We start from the raw sequence: 18,633 nt of genomic DNA on the forward strand, positions 1-18,633 counted from the left end.
CACATATGAGCACCAGACTATCTCTAATTCACATCAAATCCGATCTCTATTGTTGGGGTAAGAGGTTAACCCGAGCAGCACTTTTGGTTAAGACAATTTAAGACAAATCTAGACAATTTGAGATAATTTGAGACAATTTATCTCAATTATTCGTTGTAGTATCGGTTAGGGGCAATTGCTTTGTTTTTTCTCAAAATTATTTAGTAACTGCCCCTCAAGTCGATAATTAAAGGCAGTAATATGAGTGAAACTTTGCAGAGTGCGGCACGGGTATTCTGGTCTATGTCGATTTTGCCAGATATCCAGGCACAAAAAAATCTCCCAATCCTGGTAGCACAAGCTACACCTCCTCCAGATTTTCTCAGTCAATTTGGTCTCAGTCCTAATAATCCAGTTCTGACTATTATCCTGGCAGTAATAACACTAGTTGTTGGTTGGATATTTGCTTTGATCGCTAGCAGCATTACCAGCAACTTGTTGAAGCGTACCAGTGCCGATAACCAAATTGCTGGATGGGTTTCTGGTGGTGACCCTAACGCTCGACCATTACCAGTCGAGAAATGGGCGGCATCATTTGTCTTTTGGGTGGTGATGGTCTTTGTCCTCGTCGCCTTTTTGCAGATTCTGGGCTTGTCAGCGGTTGCGACTCCAATCAATCGATTTCTAGAGCAGATTCTCACCTTCCTACCCAAACTAGGTGGGGCAATTCTCTTGCTAGGGATTGCCTGGATATTGGCGACGGTAAGTAAATCGTTACTAATTCGTTCTTTAAGATCGCTGCAATTAGAAGAACGCTTAAACGAACAATTTGGCACGACAAATAATGCTCGGACTAATTTGAGTGAAACCCTTGCCAGTGTTCTGTACTGGCTGATCTTTTTGTTGTTTTTGCCGCTAATTCTAGAAGCTTTGGAACTGCGGCAAACACTCGCACCCTTGAATAACTTAACCGATCAGTTTCTCAAGGCTATACCAAAGATTATTCAGGCGATCGCAGTTGGTGGCATCGGTTGGCTAATTGCTGTAGTGGTACGTCGCCTGGTGACCAATTTACTATCAGCATCAGGTATAGATAGCCTTGGCAGCAGGTTCGGATTGTCTCAAACTGCTGGCTCATCAGCCCCTTCTAGTGTAATTGGCACCATTGCTTACGTCCTCATTCTTATTCCTGTAGCTATTTCTGCCCTGGAAGCTTTGGAACTTAGGGCAGTTTCCGCCCCAGCATCAGATATGTTGGGTCAAGCCCTCAGAACCTTGCCACAAATTTTCATGGCTGGGGTTGTGTTGGTAATTGCCTATTTTGCAGGACGGTTTATCGATCGAACGATCGCCAATATTCTGACTGGCCTTGGGTTTAATAACGTTTTACCAGCGTTGGGTTTCCCACAGCTTACCGGAACCGCTCAGACCACTGACTCGACTCCTGAATCTGAAGGTTCGACCATCCAGCAGACACCGTCTGAAATAGTTGGGATTGTAGCATTTATTGGCATCATGCTATTTGCTGCGATTACTGCCACCAATATTCTGGGGATTCCAGCATTAACATCCTTACTACGCGGCATCATCGATACCTCGGGGCAAATTTTAGGCGGTCTGATCGTATTTGCGATCGGTTTGTATCTAGCCAACCTGGCCTTCAATCTGGTTAATGCTGCCGGTACGCGCCAGTCTCGCATTTTAGGGCATACGGCACGGATATCGATTATTGCCTTTTCTGGAGCCTTAGGTTTACAGCAAATGGGCATCGCTACCAATATCGTTCAACTCGCATTTGGATTATTGTTGGGCGCGATCGCCGTAGCCATTGCGATCGCCTTTGGTCTTGGCGGTCGCGATATCGCAGCCGAGCAAATTCGCGAATGGTTAGCATCGCTAAAGCGAAATGACTAAAGCTATAGCCATAGACAGATCTGTTAGGACAGGGGGTGTGGGGGCTGCGCCCCCACGCAGGGGTGAAACCCCTGCACCCCGTCCTAAGTCTGTTGACTATAGCTATATTTAAAGAAATGCCCTAAATTCAGTTTCTCAGGGCATTTTTATGGTGCGGCACAGTATTGGTTGATTTCACCAATCAGCTTACCTTCGCGATCGCCGTTTGCTTTCGTCTCCTTGGTAATCCGATCGAGTTCGGATTGCTTGTTCGCGCTGGAGGCTTTGCCGATTTCCCTAGCGGCTTGAGCAGATTCTGAATATACGCTAGCCAGCCGCGATCTGAAATCTTGAAGCTTAGGATCTTCCAGTTTTAGAGCTTGCATTTCCTCACTGAGGTTTGCTATGTCATCGGCGATGCGCTCGAACTCCTTAGCATTTTTAGGCGGAGTTATATTTTTGGTCTTATTAGCAACTTTATTCAGCTTATGGCACTGAGCAATACGGCTCTCGCCGCACCCATAGAAAGAAAAGGTAATAAAAGCAGCGATCGCGATCGATAATCTACGATATGTAAACCAGGACAACATCAAAAAATTTCGAGACAGTTATTAAGTTAGTGCTGATCCACGATAACAGTGTTTATGCTCCGCATTTTTATTTTTACTCCTGGTGGTAAAACAACAATTTATGAATATGCTAGAAGAAGTATGTAATTAAGACTTAGACACTGAAGTTAGATTTTTAGATATGTTTTGGGCTGATAAAATAGCGTCGGAAATTCAAGAATACCAGGTTGTCAATGACTCTAAAACCCCATCCGGTCGGGTTCACGTCGGTTCGCTGCGCGGCGTAGTCATTCATGACGTTATCTACAAAGCCCTCAAACACGCAAATAAACCAGTTAAGTTTATCTATGGTGTCGATGATTACGATGCATTGGACACGGTGCCCGGCTACCTGGATAAAACTAAGTTTTCCCCCTATTTAGGCTACCCTCTTTGCAATGTCCCCTCACCTGGCGATCGCGCTTCCGACTATGCCAAATACTTCATGGGCGAGTTTTTAGAAGTATTCGAGCATCTGGGCGTGCGCCCTGAGATCTACTACTTGCGGGATCTCTATCGCTCGGGACAGTTAAATCGTTATATCGATCTGTTTTTGCAAAATGCCCATCTCGTGCGGGAGTCCTATCTAGAAATCAGCAAAGCCAAGCGTCCCGAAAATTGGTATCCTTTCAACCCGATTTGCGAAAACTGCGGCAAAATCGCTACCACTGTAGTCACCGACTATAACGGCAAGGAAGTGTTCTATACCTGCGAACCCAAAGCCATGACCTATGTGGAGGGATGCGGTCACTCTGGCTGGGTATCGCCCTTCGACGGTAACGGTAAGTTGCCCTGGAAAGTAGAGTGGGTGGCAAAATGGGATCTGCTCGGCGTAACCATTGAAATGGCAGGCAAAGATCACTCGCAAAAAGGCGGATCGCGCGATGTCGCCAACTCAATTTGCCGCAAAGTCTTGAAGAAGCAACCTCCATTCCATTCTCCCTACGAATTTATCTTAGTGGGAGGCTCGAAGATGAGTTCCTCTAAGGGAGTAGGCTCTAGCGCTAAGGAGGTGGCAGATTTCCTCCCACCGGAACTATTACGCTATTTGATGCTGCGCACGCAGCCCAAGACCGTAATTGATTTTGTCCCTAACTATGAAACAATTACGAGACTATTCCGCGATTATGATACCTTAGTAGAGAAGTTTAAATCTCAAGCTGGGACAGAAACTGACGAGTTCACTCCACTAGAATATTCGCAAGTTGGCGATCGGATTCTGCCCTATCAGGTGTTCGATTTCAGTACTTTGATTTCGCTGCTGCAAATCCCACATTTGGATATCGAAGCAGAGGTGGAAAAGCGCAGTGCGGCTCCGCTGAGCGATCGCGACTGGCAAGTAATTCGAGAGCGCATAACCGTTGCCCAGAAATGGCTCCAGGACTATGCCGACGAGGAAGAGAAGCTAGTTTTATATCTAGATACCCTGCCTGAGCGCATCAGTGAAGTTACGCCAACTCAATTTACCTATCTGGCAAAACTAAAAGAAAATCTGGAAGTATCTGAAGCATGGGACGGTGAGGCACTGCAAACCATCTTATTTGCCACATCAAAGGAAGTCGGAATTCCCCAAAAAGATGCCTTTGCTTCTGTCTATCTGTCTTTTCTCGGTAAAGAGCGCGGTCCCAAAGCGGGTAGCTTGCTTTCCTATTTAGATAAACCCTTTGTAATTGCTCGCTTACAGGAAGTAGGAGGATTGAATTCTGCCGCGATCGCCTGAGATTCACGAACTTGGAATCGTTTCTATTTACCTAATTACCCAGTCAACGAGGTGTCATATGGTTCAAACTCTACCTAATCCTACAGCAGCCGATCGCGATCGACATCTCATATGTTCCGATATTACTTGGCAACAGTTTAAGCTGATCCAAGCTGGTTTTGCCGAATCCAAAAGAGTACGGCTATTTTATGACAACAATACTATCGAAATTTTTATGCCTGGACTCGCCCATGAATTCTTTAAAACCGTCATTGGGATGTTGCTGGAGTTGTTTTGTCTGGAAAATAACATAGAGTATATACCAATGGGATCTACGACCCAAGAACTTGAAGGGGAGGTTTCGGTTGAACCTGATGAATCTTATTGTTTTGGTACTGCCAAGTCTACCCCTGATTTAGCGGTTGAAGTTATATTTACCAGTGGTAGCCCTCGCAAATTAGAACGATATCGAATTCTCAAGACTCCCGAAGTTTGGTTGTGGCAAGATGGCGTATTTACTCTGTATCACCTGTATGAGGACGGTTACAAGCAAATTACCAGCAGCGAAATTCCTGAATTAGCAAACCTGGATATAGAGTTACTAACTCGATGTGTTTTGATGGCAAAAACCTCTCGCCTGGAAGCGGCGAATACTTTTCGCAATGCGAAGAAATAACAGGGAAGGACATGGCAACCATACTAAGAGAATGGAGCTATCGCTATCAGTGGTTGTACGATACGGTATCGGCACTGGCAGCCTTGAGTGTAGGCGGTAATGCCAGGTTCCGTCGCCTATTTTTGCGGGACTTGAAGATCGCTCCTGAAATGACAGTTTTGGATATGTGTTGTGGCAGCGGTCAGGCAACCGAGATTCTCGTGCAATATTCCCAGCACGTCATTGGTCTGGATGCTTCTCCATTTGCGATCGCTCGTGCCCAAAACAATGTTCCTCAAGCCGAATATGTAGTTGCCTTTGCGGAAAAAATGCCATTCTCCAACGGGCAATTCGATCTAGTAGTCACCAGTACGGCTCTGCACGAGATGCAGCCAGAACAGCTTCGGCAAATTTTGCAAGAAGTGCAGCGCGTCCTCAAACCAGGTGGATGTTTCTGCGCGATCGACTTTCACACTCCTTCTAACTGGCTGTTTTGGCCGCCTCTAGCCTTATTCCTCTGGCTGTTTGAGACCGAAACGGCATGGCAATTGCTCAAAACCGATCTTAACGCCCTCCTGAATGAGGTTGGATTATCCGCGCGCAGCGTCCACCTATACGCAGGTGATAGCCTTCAGGTCGTACAGTCGATTAAACGCTCGTAAGGAATATTGCGATCGGCAATGACGTGTCTCGCGTGGGGTTTTGTAGTTGAAGTCTGCGGCGAAAAAGCGATCGCGCCGCGCACCCCTCAAACGCTAAACTAGATGCACTTGTAGTAACAAAATCGAGTAACGCACAGTTATGACTGCAAATTTGCCGCCTTTAATTCAGCAAATGCTATCTCCTGACTTTTATCCCCATGCAGTCACGCAGGAGATCGAACTAATCCAAACGCATATATCGTTCGTGTTACTAACGGGAGAATATGCCTACAAGGTGAAAAAGCCAATGAATTTTGGCTTTCTGGATTTTTCGACGCTGGAAAAACGTCTCTTTTTCTGCCAAGAAGAAATTAGACTAAATCGTCGCCTCGCGCCCGAATTGTATTTGCAGGTCTTGCCCATTGTCGAGCAAAATGGCAAATTTACGTTTTCCACAGAGAAAGAACCCGCTGTGGAATATTGCATCCAGATGCGCCAGTTTCCTCAATCGGATTTGCTGATTAATGTCTTCGATCGCGGCGAGCTAACTCCCGCCCATGTGGAGGATATTGCCAAACAGCTAGCCAAATTCCATGCCACTGCGGACACAAACGAGCATATCGCCAGTTTTGGTACCAGGGAAGCTGTTAAAGCCGTTGCCGACGATAATTACCAACACACGGTGAAATATATTGGATTGGCGCAGACCCAGGCGCAGTTTGACCAAACCAAAGCATTCAGCGACAAATTTTTCTCAGACTATGCCGATCTATTTGCCGATCGCGTTGCCCAAGGCAAGGTGAAAGAATGCCATGGCGACGTGCATTTAAAGAATATTTGCCTTTATCAAAGGAAGGTGCAAATCTTTGACTGTATTGAGTTTAACGAACCATTTCGCAATAGCGATACCCTCTACGATGCGGCCTTTTTGTTGATGGATTTACAGTATCGCGATCGCCGCGATCTGGCTAACGTCTTCCTCAATACATACCTCGAACAAACTGGCGACTACGATGGAGTACCCCTTTTGCCGCTCTATAGCAGCATGCGTGCTTATATCCGTGCCAAGGTCACCTCATTTTTGTTGGACGATCCTGGCATCCCGCAGCCAGTTAAAGAGCAAGCGCAAGCAGAAGCAGCCGCCTACTACAAACTGGCGTGGCAATATACGCAATCTACGCAGGGCAAAATTACGATCGTGTCGGGGCTGTCTGGTTCGGGGAAAAGCACGACTGCCCGAGGTCTAGCGGCGCGTTTAGAAGCACTTCATATCCGTTCCGATGCGATTCGCAAACACCTGGCAGGGATAGATTTGATGCAGCGCGGCGATGATGCGCTCTATACACCGGAGATGACGGCTAAAACCTACGCTAGACTGGCAGAAATCGGGATGATGCTTGCTAGTAAAGGCTTTAACGTTATTCTGGATGCCAAGTACGATCGCATCAACCTGCGAGCCGATATTATCGAGCGAGCAGAAGCGCAGGGCATACCCTGGCAGATTCTCTATTGCCATGCCGATATGACATTACTGAAGCAACGGCTGAGCGATCGCGTTGGTGATGTCGCAGATGCCACTGCCGATCTGGTGGATAGCCAAGTGCAACAATTTGAGACATTTACAGCGATGGAGTCGGTAAATTTAATGCAATTGGATACTACTAATACTGTAGATTTTGTCAGTTTGGCGAGTAATATCAATTCTCCAAAATCTAACCACGCCTGAATTTTGTGTAAGGGCGAACACCGTTCGCCCTTAATTTAGAGAAAGGTCAGATTTGTAGTCTTGTTTTTAAGTTAGCTGGAGCGAGATAGAGGACTGTTTTGCCGCTTTTAGGTTTAGCCTGCACTAACAAGTCTTTTTCGACTAACTTATTTAGATAACTACGTGCAGTATTTTCGGTTACGCCAAAATCGATCGCTACTTGTCTGGCAGTAAATTCTCTGCCAGGCGCTCTTAGTGCTGCTTTTAATATTTCTAAATGCCCTCGTTTTAATGTTTTCGCCACAGGGCTTCGATCTATCCACTCCATAAATTCATAGAATTCCCGTCTTTTTCTATCCATGTATTCATACAAGGATTTCACAGCTTTTTCTATGGTATCGGTTTGATTGTAGAGAAAATAGGTAAGATCGAAATCGTCAGTTTCCGTGTAGATGAAAGCTCGATCGTACTCTCCACGTTTTTCCTGGATGAATTTGCTAATAGAAACATATTCAAACAGCCAGTAACCCGATCTGAGAATGCTCCAATAGAAAATAGCTCTAGCGGTTCTGCCATTGCCATCACCGAAAGGATGGATATATGCGATCGCAAAATGCAGGACGATCGCCTTGATAATTGGATGGATGAAATTGTCGCTCTGACTGCGATCGCTATTTGCGAAATCGCACAGGTTGGTCAGTCTCTCTCTTAGGGTTTGCCAGTCAGGTGGATGGAAAGCGTTCTCGCCGTAGGCATCCGCAATAAAAATATTATTCTCGTTTCTCAATTCGCCTGGTCTTGCCTGATTCTCGATGGCCTTGTGCGTGGCAATTCTATGCAGTTCTAATATAAATTCGAGAGATAATTCCTCATCTTGACTCTCAACCGCTTTTTGCATCAATAAATAATTATTGAGAATCATCTGCTGAGACTTATCTTTTGGGGTGAGATTCTTTTCCAGCATTTCCTTTGCAACTTCACGAGTTGTGGAAGCACCCTCAAGCTGAGATGAAGTAATGGCTTCTTCCTGGATCGGGTTTTTAATAAGATAATGACTTCTTTCGTAGGAAGATACTGGAACACTAGCTCCGATCTCTCGACTGCCACCTGTCAGCTTATCGATCGCATGTAGTTTTGCCAACAAAGATTCAGGTACGCAATAACTAAAGCAGCGATCGCCTTCGGCTTGTAATAATGGTAATTCCTTAGCGATCGATCTTCGCGCCAGTTTAGTAGCCCCCCATGCCGCCAACTCGTCGTCCCCTGATTCAACCCTCCATTTAAAATCGTTCCAGTGCAAATATCTTCCTTGGGCATCAGTTGCTTTGTATTTCCCAAGCAACCGCAAGAATTTCTCAGGTTTAACCTCTTGCATTAGTTTTTCAAGAGGTGCGGGCACTCTAACTCTTCCCATAGAGGTTATTTGAACTTATATCTGTTTTTAGTTTATGCGATCCTAAAGGTAGATAAACGTAATTTCTTAATTTTGCGTTTTCGCTATGGACAGGAGTAAAAAATCCATTGATATAGCTATAGCCAACAGGCTTAGGACGGGGTGCAGGGGTTCTACCCCTGCGTGGGGGCGCAGCCCCCACACACCCTGTCCTAACAGATCTGCATACGGCTATATAAGGGCAGGTTTGGCTAAATGTTGTTGATTTTTAGCAATAACGCTCTGGCCAAACCTGCCCCTACATGTAGGGTCTCAACGAAAACCTTACGGGGAGAGATTTTCTGGCACAATATGGCGATGCTGCTCTAAAAAACTCGTTAGCTCATCTAGAGTAGGCATAGCCGCTTGAGCGCCCGATTTGGTCGCGCAGAGCGCTCCTGCCGCCGCACCCCAGACTAGGGCTTGTTTGAGAGTTAAACCAGCCGCGATCGCGGCTGCCATTGCCCCATTAAACGCATCGCCTGCCGCCACCATATCTACAGGTCGGATTGGGAAGGCTGGCATAAAGAAAGTTTCATCGGCGGTAGCGCATACGGCACCTTGCCCGCCCAGTTTCACGATCGCCGTCCCCGCACCCATCTGCACCAGAGCTAAGGCGGCTTCGATGGCGGTTTCGCGATCGTGCACTGGAAAGCGTAACAGTTGACTCGCCTCGATTTCGTTGGGGGTAATTATGTCGATACAAGCAAAAAGCCATGCGGGGATGTCAGTAGGTGCGGGTGCAGGATCGAGAATTACTGGTATGTCGTTGGCACGAGCTAGCCGTCCTGCCAGTTCCACCGTATTCAGGGGGATCTCTAACTGCATCAGTAAAACCTTAGCGTAGGGTAGTAACTCAATCATGTTCTCCACATCAGACTGACCCACATTGCCATTTGCTCCTGCCACAATCGCAATTTGATTCTCTCCAAGGCGATCGACCATAATCATGGCTGTACCCGATGGAGATCGCTCGTCTACCGATACATGTGCGATCTGCACGCCTTGAGATTGGAGGCCGTCGCATAACTCAGGACCAAAGCGATCGCGCCCCACACGCCCCACCATATGTGTTTGAGCGCCTAGGCGCGCCGCCGCTACCGCCTGATTTGCACCTTTACCACCTGCTGCAGTCAGGAGATCGTAGCCATCGATCGTCTCGCCTGCGATCGGGAGACGGTTCACTTTCACGACGAAGTCAGTATTGATACTACCCAAAACAATTACAGACATAGTTTTTTAAGCAAAGGTAATTAAGTATAGCTGCAGCCAACCGAGTTGGGAAGGGGTGAAACCCCTGCGTGGGGGCTGCCCCCCACATCCTCTGTACTAAAATATCTGCCTACGGCTACATATAAGGATCGACTTCGTTCGTAGTAATCGGGCGCACTACCGTTGTCACGACATCTAGGCTAAAGTGTTGAGGACGATACGTCCGATCGGGCAGCATGAAAGATCGATGAAAATAGCCATTTTAGTGTTAATTGAAGTTCTAGTCGTGATCGGTCTGTCACGCCTGGTAGGGTTGGCATTCCGCTACATCAAGCAACCCTTGGTAATTGGCGAAATTGTGGCAGGAATTATGCTGGGGCCTTCTTTATTAGGACTAGTGGCTCCCGATGTGGCAGGGTGGTTATTTCCCCCCACTGCAATTCCATTTTTAGAGGTATTGGCGGAAGTGGGGTTAATCTTTTTTATGTTCCTGATTGGATTGGAACTGAATCCTAAGTATCTCAAGGGACAGTTAAACGTCGCAATTTTGACTTCCCATGTCAGCATTGTAGTGCCTTTTTCGTTGGGCACGCTGGCGGCACTACTGCTTTATCCACAGCTTTCCAATGGGAGCGTCTCCTTTACTGCCTTTGCCCTATTCTTGGGTTCGGCAATGTCAATTACTGCTTTCCCCGTACTCGCCAGAATTATCACTGAGAAGAATCTCCAAAATACGCGGATTGGGAGCCTAGCGCTAACTTGCGCGGCGGTTGACGATGTTACGGCCTGGTGTCTGCTGGCAGTGGCGATCGCCGTTGCTAAAACGAACAGAATGGTAGATGCGATCCCAACCGTTTTATTGGCAGCGCTGTACATCATTTTGATGCTGACCGTAGGGGCAAAGTTTATGCAACGCCTCGCCAAATACTACGATCGCACCAAGCGACTGAATCAGTTTGTTTTAGCGATGCTGTTCTCAGGGGTGCTAGCATCTGCTCTGATTACCGAATTAATTGGCATTCACCTGATTTTTGGAGCGTTTCTGGTGGGTGTAATTATGCCCAAGGATGCTGGATTCACAAAGGAAATCGCAATCAGGCTGGAGGAATTTATCCTGATCTTCATGCTGCCTGTATTCTTTGCCTACAGTGGTTTGCGCACTCAAATCGGTCTGCTGAACCGCCCGGAATTGTGGCTGCTCTGTGGATTAGTAGTCGCTGTGGCGATCGCGGGGAAATACGTGGGCACCTATGTGGCGGCGACTTTTAGCGGGATTAATAAGCAGGATGCTTCAGCCCTGGGCTGGTTGATGAATACGCGCGGCCTCACCGAACTAATTGTGTTGAATATTGGTTTGGACTTGAACGTGATATCGCCACTACTATTTACGATGCTGGTGATTATGGCCTTAGTGACCACCTTTATGACTTCGCCCTTAATAGAGGCAATTTATCAGAAGAAACCCAGTAAAGTTGAACCTCTGACCGTGGCTGCCCCCCATGCAGAACTCTCTACAGATATCAGTCAATCTGCGCCCGCATATACCGTTTTGGTTCCTGTCGCCAATCCCAGTACGCAGCAGGGATTGGTCAAACTGGCTTTAGCGATCGCCTACGGACAAGTTCCCATAACTTTTAAGGATAATGGAGAGAAACAGTACGTGTCTGTCTTTCCACTCAGTCTTTTGCAGCTAGAAGTGGAGTATCTCTATGAGAGTCTGCCGGAAGCCGCAGAGATAGCTATAGAAAAGCGACGCAATCACCTGCAAGAATCGCTGACAAACCTGGAGCCAGCCGCAGCAAGAGAATTTATCCATCCGATCGTGCGCGTCTGTGGTGATATCGCTCGCACAACTACGCAAATTGCTGAAACCGAACGCGCTAACCTGATTATTTTGGGATGGCACCATCCCATATTCACGAACAATCGCTTGGGTGGTGCCGTAGGGCAAATCTTGAATACCGCCACGACTGATACCAGTATTTTCTTTGAATCGCGCCAAAAAGATGGCAATGGCGATCGCTTCGAGCCAATCTTCAATAACTTACTGGTTCCCTATGCAGGCAGCATTCACGATTTCTTAGCATTAGAGATAGCTATTCGCCTGTTACTAAATCACCCCGAGTCAAACTTACACATTCTGCGCGTTAGCAAGGATAGCCAGCCGTCAGTTCCACCAGGCCGCAGTTTTACACAAACCTTAGAGCTACTTCCATCTCAGGTCAGCGATCGCATTAAGATTTCTCTGGTTGCGGATAAGGAGATCGATGCGGTGGTAGAAGCAAGCAGTTCTGTAGATCTGACGATCGCAGGTGTAAGTCGCGAATGGGGTTTAGAGCGCCGCACCTTTGGGAAATATACCGATCGACTGGCAACGCGGTGTCAGTCAGCATTGCTGGTTACCCGTAAATATAAGCTGGCACCTTCCCATCTAGTTGGGATTTTGCAGATCGCTTAAAGATTGCCAAATCACCTAATCTTCTCTATAGGCAAGCACTGCATAAAATGGGTCGCTACCACCCATCCCTAAAAATGATAATAAGTTATAGGATTGAGTCTGGTTTACGATCGCTTCGGGCTTGCCAAACCCCGGTACTGCTTGCAAATAGCGTCCCACCAGATGCAAGCGACTCGCCTCCGAACCATCGCGCCACGCCTGAATCGCCTTCTGATAAAACATGCGATTGGAGAAGCTGATAATCACTACACCACCAGGTTTGAGAATGCGATGGATCTCAGCAAAAATAGCTTCGGGATACTGGAGGTATTGCACCGATACCGCAATTAAGACCGCATCAAATTCGCGATCGCTGAATGGCAGTTGCAAATTCTCATTCAGATTCTGGACAAAATAGCGATCGAGACGCGGATTGCGAGCTAATTCTTCCGCATTTAAACCGTGCCCCTCCACGTGCGCGAATTCCATTTCATCCGGCAAATGGGATACCCAGCTACTCATCAAGTCCAGAATGCGCGTTTGGGGCTTCAGGCGATCGCGATACAAATCCGTGAGTTGCTGGATAAACCCATCGTCAACATGGGTGACAAATCGAGGATAATCGTAGAAGAGGAGATCGTTAGTTTGGTCGAGCTTAGCGCGTTGTTCGGGTGATAAGAGCATGTTTAAGAAGCACAAATGTTAATGTCTTCCTTAATAATACTTAATAATTTCCGGGATTACCAGATGATTTAAATCCGCATATTGTAATCATTCTTTTGTCTGGGTAACATCCCCAAATTTGTAGAGATTATTACATACTAGACAAACCTTCTCAAATTGAAATATAAAATCGCAAGATTGAATAAGGTCTTGGATGACTTTCCATTTCTTCCGATCGTGACGAACAGCAAGAACCGAGATACAAAAGTCGGACATACAGACCCAAGTTGCCCAACTTACTGGCATTGCGAGAGAATTCATGCAGTATGAAATATCAATAATATTCTTCTCGGACGAACCCAGATCGTCAATTAATTTGTTCTCAAGACAACTCAGAGCAGTATAGAAGTCTGGAAAGACAGATATTTGCGGTTGTTGCTCGGTGGGATAATGTGGAGATATAGGAAACTGAATTTGATTTTGTAAATTAATAAATAGATTTTTATCAAGCTGCTGCTTTACTATAAAGTAGCTATGGTGTAAGACTCTTTTAAGAAACTTGGTATTAATGCTGCGCCCAAGATACGTTTTAAACTCCTTGACAGAAAGTACATGCCTAACAGCTTCCTGAGGACTACTGTAAAATAAGATCTCAGGTTTAGGGTAACTACTTTCAGCATAAGCTGCTTCAATTATCTCTATAACTTTTTCCTTATCAAGTAATTTTGTAGATACTGCGATGTTTTGCCACTTTACTCTATAGACAGCAAGTATCTCCTTTTGTCCATCCGTTAGTTCGGTAATGATGTGTTGAGACATATCGTATGGAATCTAGCAGGTATCCTAATTTTTTACCATTCTCTGTTCGATCGCATTGAGCAGTCACTCTAACTCCTGGTTGAGAACTGCATACGCCTGTTCGTTTACATGTAGTTCATCTCAAGCTCCGACAAAACTGCCTGACCGATCGCACCACCGTTAAATCCGTCCCAGTTTTTCGTAAATCCAACCATTGTTGTAGCTGTTCCACGCTCGCAATAGGAAATGCTCTACTGGTCGTCGAATCAGTGTAAACTCCATTCTCTAAAATTAGAATCTTAAGGCGATCGCTCTGATATAACCATATCTCTGGTACGGCGATTGCCTGGTAGATAGCTAGTTTATTGTCAGAGCGGCGAGCAATATCTACTTCTATGGCGAGATCGGGTGGTAAATCAGCGATCGCTGTTTGCAAGCCTTGACCTGCTCGAGCATTTTGAATGTAGAAGCAACTATCTGGTTCCAAACCTCGATTTAACTGAGGGCGGTTGATGGTCATGGCACCCAGGTCATTGAACTCATAACCCAGTTCCTCTGCCAAAGTTAAAGCGATCGCTGCTAAAACTCGATTGCTGACCTCGTGTCTTTGGCTTGGCATTCTGATTTCTAAAACTCCATTGGCAAAGGCAACCCGAGTCGAGCGATTATCCCCCAACTCTTGCAGGAGCGCCATATAGTTCTCCCACGTTAACCCAGCGATCTGGATGGCACTGCCAGGGGTAATCTCAATTTGGCTGATGGGTGTGGCGATCGCAGTCATAATTTTGTCGCCCAAGAGGTTTTATCGATATTATAGGCACTACAAAGATGCAAATTTATAGATAGGCTGCTTAATTTTTCTTTATGTTTAACGATCGCAACATTGCAGGTATTGCCGTAACACCAACTGGAACATCTTTGCTTCAGCGTCTAATTGAAATCGAAATCCAGATCGTCGATACCGACCTAAAATCTCATCTTGCCACCATATGGACAAAATATGATGGGTTTGTGTTTTGCTTAGCCACAGGAGCCGTAGTGCGCCTGATCGCACCGTTATTACAAAATAAAGCTACCGATCCAGCAGTAGTGGTGGTGGATGAAGCCGGGAAATTTGCAATTAGCCTGTGCGGAGGGCATCTGGGTGGGGGCGATCGCCTGACTCGCACGATCGCCGCTCAGTTAGGAGCGGAAGCAGTAATTACCAGCGCTTCTGAGAGTGTGCGGCTACCCGCGATCGATACATTGGGCGAGCCGTTTGGCTGGCAGCGCGGCACGGGCGATTGGAATGGAGTGGCAGGTGCGATCGCTCGCCAGGAATCTATTCAGATAATTCAGGAAGCAGGTTCGACATTATGGCAAACGGCTTTACCGCCAGGACATCCCTTTCAATTTGGCTGGACTGAATCGCACGAGCATACTTCTGCAAATTCTCCAGCAGCAAGAGTATGGATTAGCCCCACGCAAAGGCGATTCTCATCCGATGCCGATGTCCCTAAAGTGCAGTGGCATCCCCGCATCCTATGGATAGGGATTGGTTGCGAACGCGGTACACCTCGTACTCTAATCGAACGGGCGATTCAGCAGACCTGCCAGGCAAACCATCTAGCAGAAGCCGCGATCGCTGGAATTGCCACGATCGATCTCAAAGCTGATGAAGTAGGCTTATTGGAGTTCTGTCAATCGCGCAATTTGTCGCTGCGATGTTTCAGTAGCGAATCTTTGCGCGCCGTTGACGTGCCCAATCCCAGCATCGTGGTCGCCGCCGAGGTGGGTACGCCTAGCGTGGCAGAGGCAGCCGCAATTCTGGCAGCCAGGATGCAGGATGCGAGTAATTTATCAGAGCTAGAGTCAAATTCCGCATTGCATTCTCATCTGCTGGTGCCCAAACAAATATTTCGGCGCAGCGAACAGTCGGGAGCGGCAACCGTAGCGATCGCCGTGAGCCAAATGGAATTGACAGGGAGGCAGGGCAGGCTTTTGCTGGTGGGAATTGGGCCAGGCGCGTTAGATCAGATTACACCGGCGGCGCGGGTAGCATTGACGCAGGCAGATGCGATCGTTGGCTATCATCTCTACGCTCAATTAATCGAACCTTTGCTGCATCCCGGACAGATTGTCGAAACTTCACCAATTACCCAGGAACGCCAGCGGGCAAAGCGAGCGGTGGATCTGGCACAGTGGGGTTTGAGCGTCGCGATGATTTCTTCTGGGGATTGCGGGATATATGGCATGGCGGGGTTAGTGATGGAAGAATTAGAGGCTCGGGCATGGGATGGTGTCGCACCCAGCGTTGAGATATATCCAGGGATTACGGCGTTGCAAGCAGCGGCAGCGAGAGTCGGCACGCCGCTCATGCACGATTTCTGTGCCATTAGTCTCAGCGATCTGCTCACGCCGTTAGAAACGATTCGACAGCGCCTCGTCGCGGCGGCACAGGCAGGTTTTGTCACGGCATTTTACAATCCCCGTTCAGCCACCAGAACCGAACCAATGGCGATCGCGCACCGCATATTTCTAGAGCACCGCCATCTCGATACCCCAGTGGCATTGGTGCGATCGGCCTATCGTCCCGACGAACAGATTACCCTGACTACCTTAGGAGATTTGGATATTAACCAAATCGATATGTTTACCACTGTGTTGATTGGTAATGCAACAACCAGATTTTATCAAGGCAAGTTAATTACGTCCCGTGCTTATAAAAATTCGTGACTTGGGTATACTGACGCAAGCTAGCTATGTTGAACAATTCCGATGCTGGGAAAAATACTTGTTAATCGGTTCAAGATTACTAAACGACTGAGTCAGGGTGGCTTTGGCGAGACCTTTATTGCCGAAGATATGCATTTGCCAGATCGCCCCAAATGCGTCATCAAGCAACTCAAACCGATAGATAAACGCCCGTTTGTTTTGGCAGCAGCCAAGAAATTATTCGATCGCGAAGCTCAAACCCTGTACAAACTTGGCAAACACGACCAGATCCCATCCCTATTAGCCCACTTTGAAGAAGGCACGGAATTTTATTTAGCTTTAGAATTTGTTGAAGGTCAAGTACTGAGTGACGAGATCTTCCCCGGACATCCCATGGGCCAGTCCTACGTAATGCATTTGCTGCGAGACTTGTTGAGCATTCTGGATTTCGTGCACAAGCAGGGCGTGATCCATCGCGATATTAAGCCAGGCAACTTAATCCGACGCTTTTCCGACCACCGCTTAGTTCTCATTGACTTCGGTGCGGTCAAAGAAGCCGGCCTACAGCAACCCGACCCACAGGGGCATACTAGCTCGACCGTTGCTGTTGGGACATTTGGCTATATGCCGGACGAGCAAGCTAATGGTAGACCCAAGTTTACCAGCGATGTCTTTGCGGCTGGAATGCTGGCCATCCAAGCTTTGACGGGCATCTCGCCAAATCAATTACCAGAAGACCTGGCTACTGGCGAAGTGGTCTGGCGCGATCGCATCCCATTCATTGACCCCGAGCTAGCGGCAGTGCTGGACAAAATGGTGAAATCGCACTTTACGCAACGATACCAATCTGCGTCAGAAGCGTTAGAAGCCTTGGGAAAAGTAGCGGAGCCAGCCACAATAGTCTCAGTCCCTCCCACTATTCTGTCTCCTCAACCATCCACGCCAAATATTCCCCAACCTGGGTTACCCACCACAAAATCCGAGTTGCCACAAGCACCAGGCCAAACAACCATCGTAACGGCAGAAGCTGGCACAACCGCAGAAACTGACATAACCGCAGAAACTAAAGTAGACGCGGGAACGATCTCTAATCCCACCAAACCACAAAACGCTACTAAACCGCAGGTCAAGCTCCCAAATTCTCGAATTCCAACAACTCTATATAAACAAAAGTCTAGAAGTAATGGAAAACTAATATGGTTGGGAGTTGGAAGTATTGCAGTTGCGGGCGCGATCGCTAGCTACTTCTTTGTCCAATCTGAAGGCGATAAACGCCTCCTGGCAAGGCTAGAAGAAGCAAAAACCTTTAAAACCGCTGAAAACTATTCGCAATGTCTTGAGATGGCGAGATCGATTCCTTTTGGCACTCGCTATGACAAGGAGGCGAAGGCGCTTCTAGAAGATTGTCAAATTGGCCAAGCGAAACCCATCCTGGCTCAAGCGCAGCGACTCGCAAAGGAGAATAAGCTAGAAGTAGCGATCGCGATAGCCAATAAAATTCCCTCTACAAGCGCTGCGTATCCAGAGGTGCAGAAGCAAGTAGAGCAATGGGCGGAGAACTTATTGCAAATCGCCGCCAAACAATTCGAGCAAGGGAAATTAAAAGAGGCGATCGCCTTGATTAAGTCCATTCCACCAGACTCTCCCACTGGGAAGAAAGCCCAGGAATTAGCTGAGCAATTGCGAGCCCAATGGATTGCAGACGAAGCTGCCTTTAAAGCTGCCGATAAAGCTGCAAAAGAGGGGAAATGGAGCGACGCGATCGCTGCTTCGGCGCAAGTTAAAACCACCTTTTGGCAGAAGCAAACATATCCAATTATTGAGAAGGCAAATGCCGCGCTAACACCTGCGACTGCTCCTCCCACCCCCGAGCCCGTTCAAACAACCGTCCAACCAGCACAGACCGTCCAAACAACCGTCCAAACAGCCCAACCAGTGCAGCCTACTCCAACCCCTGTGGTGCAGCAAGCTCCGCCACCGCCACCGCCACCACCACCGCCACCACCGCCACCACCACCGCCGCCACCGCCACCACCGCCGCCACCGCCACCACCACCAGTAAGGTAACCCAACGTAGTTGACTCATGCATAGCAGGCGATCGCTGAGTATAGGCACGATTACCTCAATATTGATGTGGTAAGGCCACAACCAGATGCGATCCGGCAAGCTAATTACGCCCCGCTCTTACGAAAATTTGAGACAGGCGATAAACTAAA

14 protein-coding genes are annotated in these 18,633 nt (G+C 47.5%); 8 read left to right on the plus strand and 6 right to left on the minus strand.

Going from position 1 to position 18,633, the window contains the following annotated elements:
* The first annotated feature begins 282 nt into the window (after positions 1–282).
* The gene (locus PSE6802_RS0100645; RefSeq protein WP_019498143.1) at positions 283–1,893 is read left to right on the plus strand and encodes a mechanosensitive ion channel; all 1,611 of its coding nucleotides are present in this window, start codon (positions 283–285) and stop codon (positions 1,891–1,893) included.
* Positions 1,894–2,039: 146 nt separating this feature from the next.
* On the opposite strand, the gene PSE6802_RS0100650 is transcribed toward PSE6802_RS0100645, so the two are convergent.
* Positions 2,040–2,465: a hypothetical protein gene (locus tag PSE6802_RS0100650; RefSeq protein WP_162139182.1), complete on the minus strand. Its 426-nt coding sequence runs from the start codon at positions 2,463–2,465 to the stop codon at positions 2,040–2,042.
* 157 nt (positions 2,466–2,622) lie between these two features.
* On the opposite strand from PSE6802_RS0100650, the gene lysS reads away from it, so the two are divergent.
* The 4 genes from lysS to PSE6802_RS0100670 all read left to right on the plus strand — a co-directional run bounded on the left by lysS (position 2,623) and on the right by PSE6802_RS0100670 (position 7,201).
* A complete protein-coding gene (lysS, locus tag PSE6802_RS0100655; RefSeq protein WP_019498145.1) occupies positions 2,623–4,200 on the plus strand; it encodes a lysine--tRNA ligase in 1,578 nt (525 codons plus the stop codon).
* 58 nt (positions 4,201–4,258) lie between these two features.
* Entirely contained in the window at positions 4,259–4,855 is a 597-nt protein-coding gene (locus tag PSE6802_RS0100660; RefSeq protein ID WP_019498146.1) for a Uma2 family endonuclease, read from the plus strand.
* Between the two features lie 11 nt (positions 4,856–4,866).
* On the plus strand, positions 4,867–5,496 hold the full coding sequence (locus PSE6802_RS0100665; protein WP_019498147.1) for a class I SAM-dependent methyltransferase: 630 nt from the start codon (positions 4,867–4,869) through the stop codon (positions 5,494–5,496).
* A 139-nt stretch (positions 5,497–5,635) separates the two neighbouring features.
* Positions 5,636–7,201, plus strand: coding sequence for a bifunctional aminoglycoside phosphotransferase/ATP-binding protein (locus PSE6802_RS0100670; RefSeq protein WP_019498148.1), 1,566 nt, complete (start codon positions 5,636–5,638; stop codon positions 7,199–7,201).
* Positions 7,202–7,247: 46 nt separating this feature from the next.
* Here PSE6802_RS0100670 and PSE6802_RS0100675 read toward each other — a convergent pair whose 3' ends face one another.
* Positions 7,248–8,594, minus strand: a complete 1,347-nt coding sequence (locus tag PSE6802_RS0100675; protein WP_026102966.1) for a Fic family protein — start codon at positions 8,592–8,594, stop codon at positions 7,248–7,250.
* A 303-nt stretch (positions 8,595–8,897) separates the two neighbouring features.
* Complete coding sequence (gene rbsK, locus PSE6802_RS0100680) at positions 8,898–9,845, minus strand: ribokinase (protein ID WP_019498150.1); 948 nt, start codon at positions 9,843–9,845, stop codon at positions 8,898–8,900.
* 226 nt (positions 9,846–10,071) lie between these two features.
* Here rbsK and PSE6802_RS0100685 point away from each other — a divergent pair, with 226 nt between their 5' ends.
* Positions 10,072–12,282 carry a cation:proton antiporter gene (locus PSE6802_RS0100685; protein ID WP_019498151.1) on the plus strand — a complete coding sequence of 737 codons (2,211 nt, stop codon included), beginning with the start codon at positions 10,072–10,074 and terminating at the stop codon, positions 12,280–12,282.
* A gap of 15 nt (positions 12,283–12,297) precedes the next feature.
* Here the strand turns inward: PSE6802_RS0100685 and PSE6802_RS0100690 are convergent, their stop codons facing one another.
* From PSE6802_RS0100690 to PSE6802_RS0100700, 3 genes are all read right to left on the minus strand, one after another.
* A complete protein-coding gene (locus PSE6802_RS0100690; RefSeq protein ID WP_019498152.1) occupies positions 12,298–12,945 on the minus strand; it encodes a class I SAM-dependent methyltransferase in 648 nt (215 codons plus the stop codon).
* An 87-nt stretch (positions 12,946–13,032) separates the two neighbouring features.
* The gene (locus PSE6802_RS0100695) at positions 13,033–13,743 is read right to left on the minus strand and encodes a hypothetical protein (protein WP_019498153.1); all 711 of its coding nucleotides are present in this window, start codon (positions 13,741–13,743) and stop codon (positions 13,033–13,035) included.
* A 115-nt stretch (positions 13,744–13,858) separates the two neighbouring features.
* Positions 13,859–14,518, minus strand: coding sequence for a Uma2 family endonuclease (locus PSE6802_RS0100700; RefSeq protein ID WP_202950662.1), 660 nt, complete (start codon positions 14,516–14,518; stop codon positions 13,859–13,861).
* A 68-nt stretch (positions 14,519–14,586) separates the two neighbouring features.
* On the opposite strand from PSE6802_RS0100700, the gene cobJ reads away from it, so the two are divergent.
* Together cobJ and PSE6802_RS30610 are read left to right on the plus strand one after the other, a co-directional pair.
* On the plus strand, positions 14,587–16,437 hold the full coding sequence (gene cobJ, locus PSE6802_RS0100705; protein ID WP_019498155.1) for a precorrin-3B C(17)-methyltransferase: 1,851 nt from the start codon (positions 14,587–14,589) through the stop codon (positions 16,435–16,437).
* Positions 16,438–16,479: 42 nt separating this feature from the next.
* A complete protein-coding gene (locus PSE6802_RS30610) occupies positions 16,480–18,483 on the plus strand; it encodes a protein kinase domain-containing protein (protein ID WP_019498156.1) in 2,004 nt (667 codons plus the stop codon).
* Positions 18,484–18,633 lie beyond the last annotated feature (150 nt).

This window comes from Pseudanabaena sp. PCC 6802 (genome assembly GCF_000332175.1).
GTDB lineage: Bacteria > Cyanobacteriota > Cyanobacteriia > Pseudanabaenales > Pseudanabaenaceae > PCC-6802.

Coding starts and splice junctions, on each gene's coding strand:
- rbsK (WP_019498150.1), bottom strand. CDS start 9,845: ATGTCTGTAATTGTTTTGGGTAGTATCAATACTGACTTCGTCGTGAAA.
- PSE6802_RS0100660 (WP_019498146.1), top strand. CDS start 4,259: ATGGTTCAAACTCTACCTAATCCTACAGCAGCCGATCGCGATCGACAT.
- lysS (WP_019498145.1), top strand. CDS start 2,623: ATGTTTTGGGCTGATAAAATAGCGTCGGAAATTCAAGAATACCAGGTT.
- PSE6802_RS0100695 (WP_019498153.1), bottom strand. CDS start 13,743: ATGTCTCAACACATCATTACCGAACTAACGGATGGACAAAAGGAGATA.
- PSE6802_RS0100675 (WP_026102966.1), bottom strand. CDS start 8,594: ATGGGAAGAGTTAGAGTGCCCGCACCTCTTGAAAAACTAATGCAAGAG.
- PSE6802_RS0100690 (WP_019498152.1), bottom strand. CDS start 12,945: ATGCTCTTATCACCCGAACAACGCGCTAAGCTCGACCAAACTAACGAT.
- cobJ (WP_019498155.1), top strand. CDS start 14,587: ATGTTTAACGATCGCAACATTGCAGGTATTGCCGTAACACCAACTGGA.
- PSE6802_RS0100670 (WP_019498148.1), top strand. CDS start 5,636: ATGACTGCAAATTTGCCGCCTTTAATTCAGCAAATGCTATCTCCTGAC.
- PSE6802_RS30610 (WP_019498156.1), top strand. CDS start 16,480: ATGCTGGGAAAAATACTTGTTAATCGGTTCAAGATTACTAAACGACTG.
- PSE6802_RS0100665 (WP_019498147.1), top strand. CDS start 4,867: ATGGCAACCATACTAAGAGAATGGAGCTATCGCTATCAGTGGTTGTAC.
- PSE6802_RS0100645 (WP_019498143.1), top strand. CDS start 283: ATGTCGATTTTGCCAGATATCCAGGCACAAAAAAATCTCCCAATCCTG.
- PSE6802_RS0100685 (WP_019498151.1), top strand. CDS start 10,072: ATGAAAATAGCCATTTTAGTGTTAATTGAAGTTCTAGTCGTGATCGGT.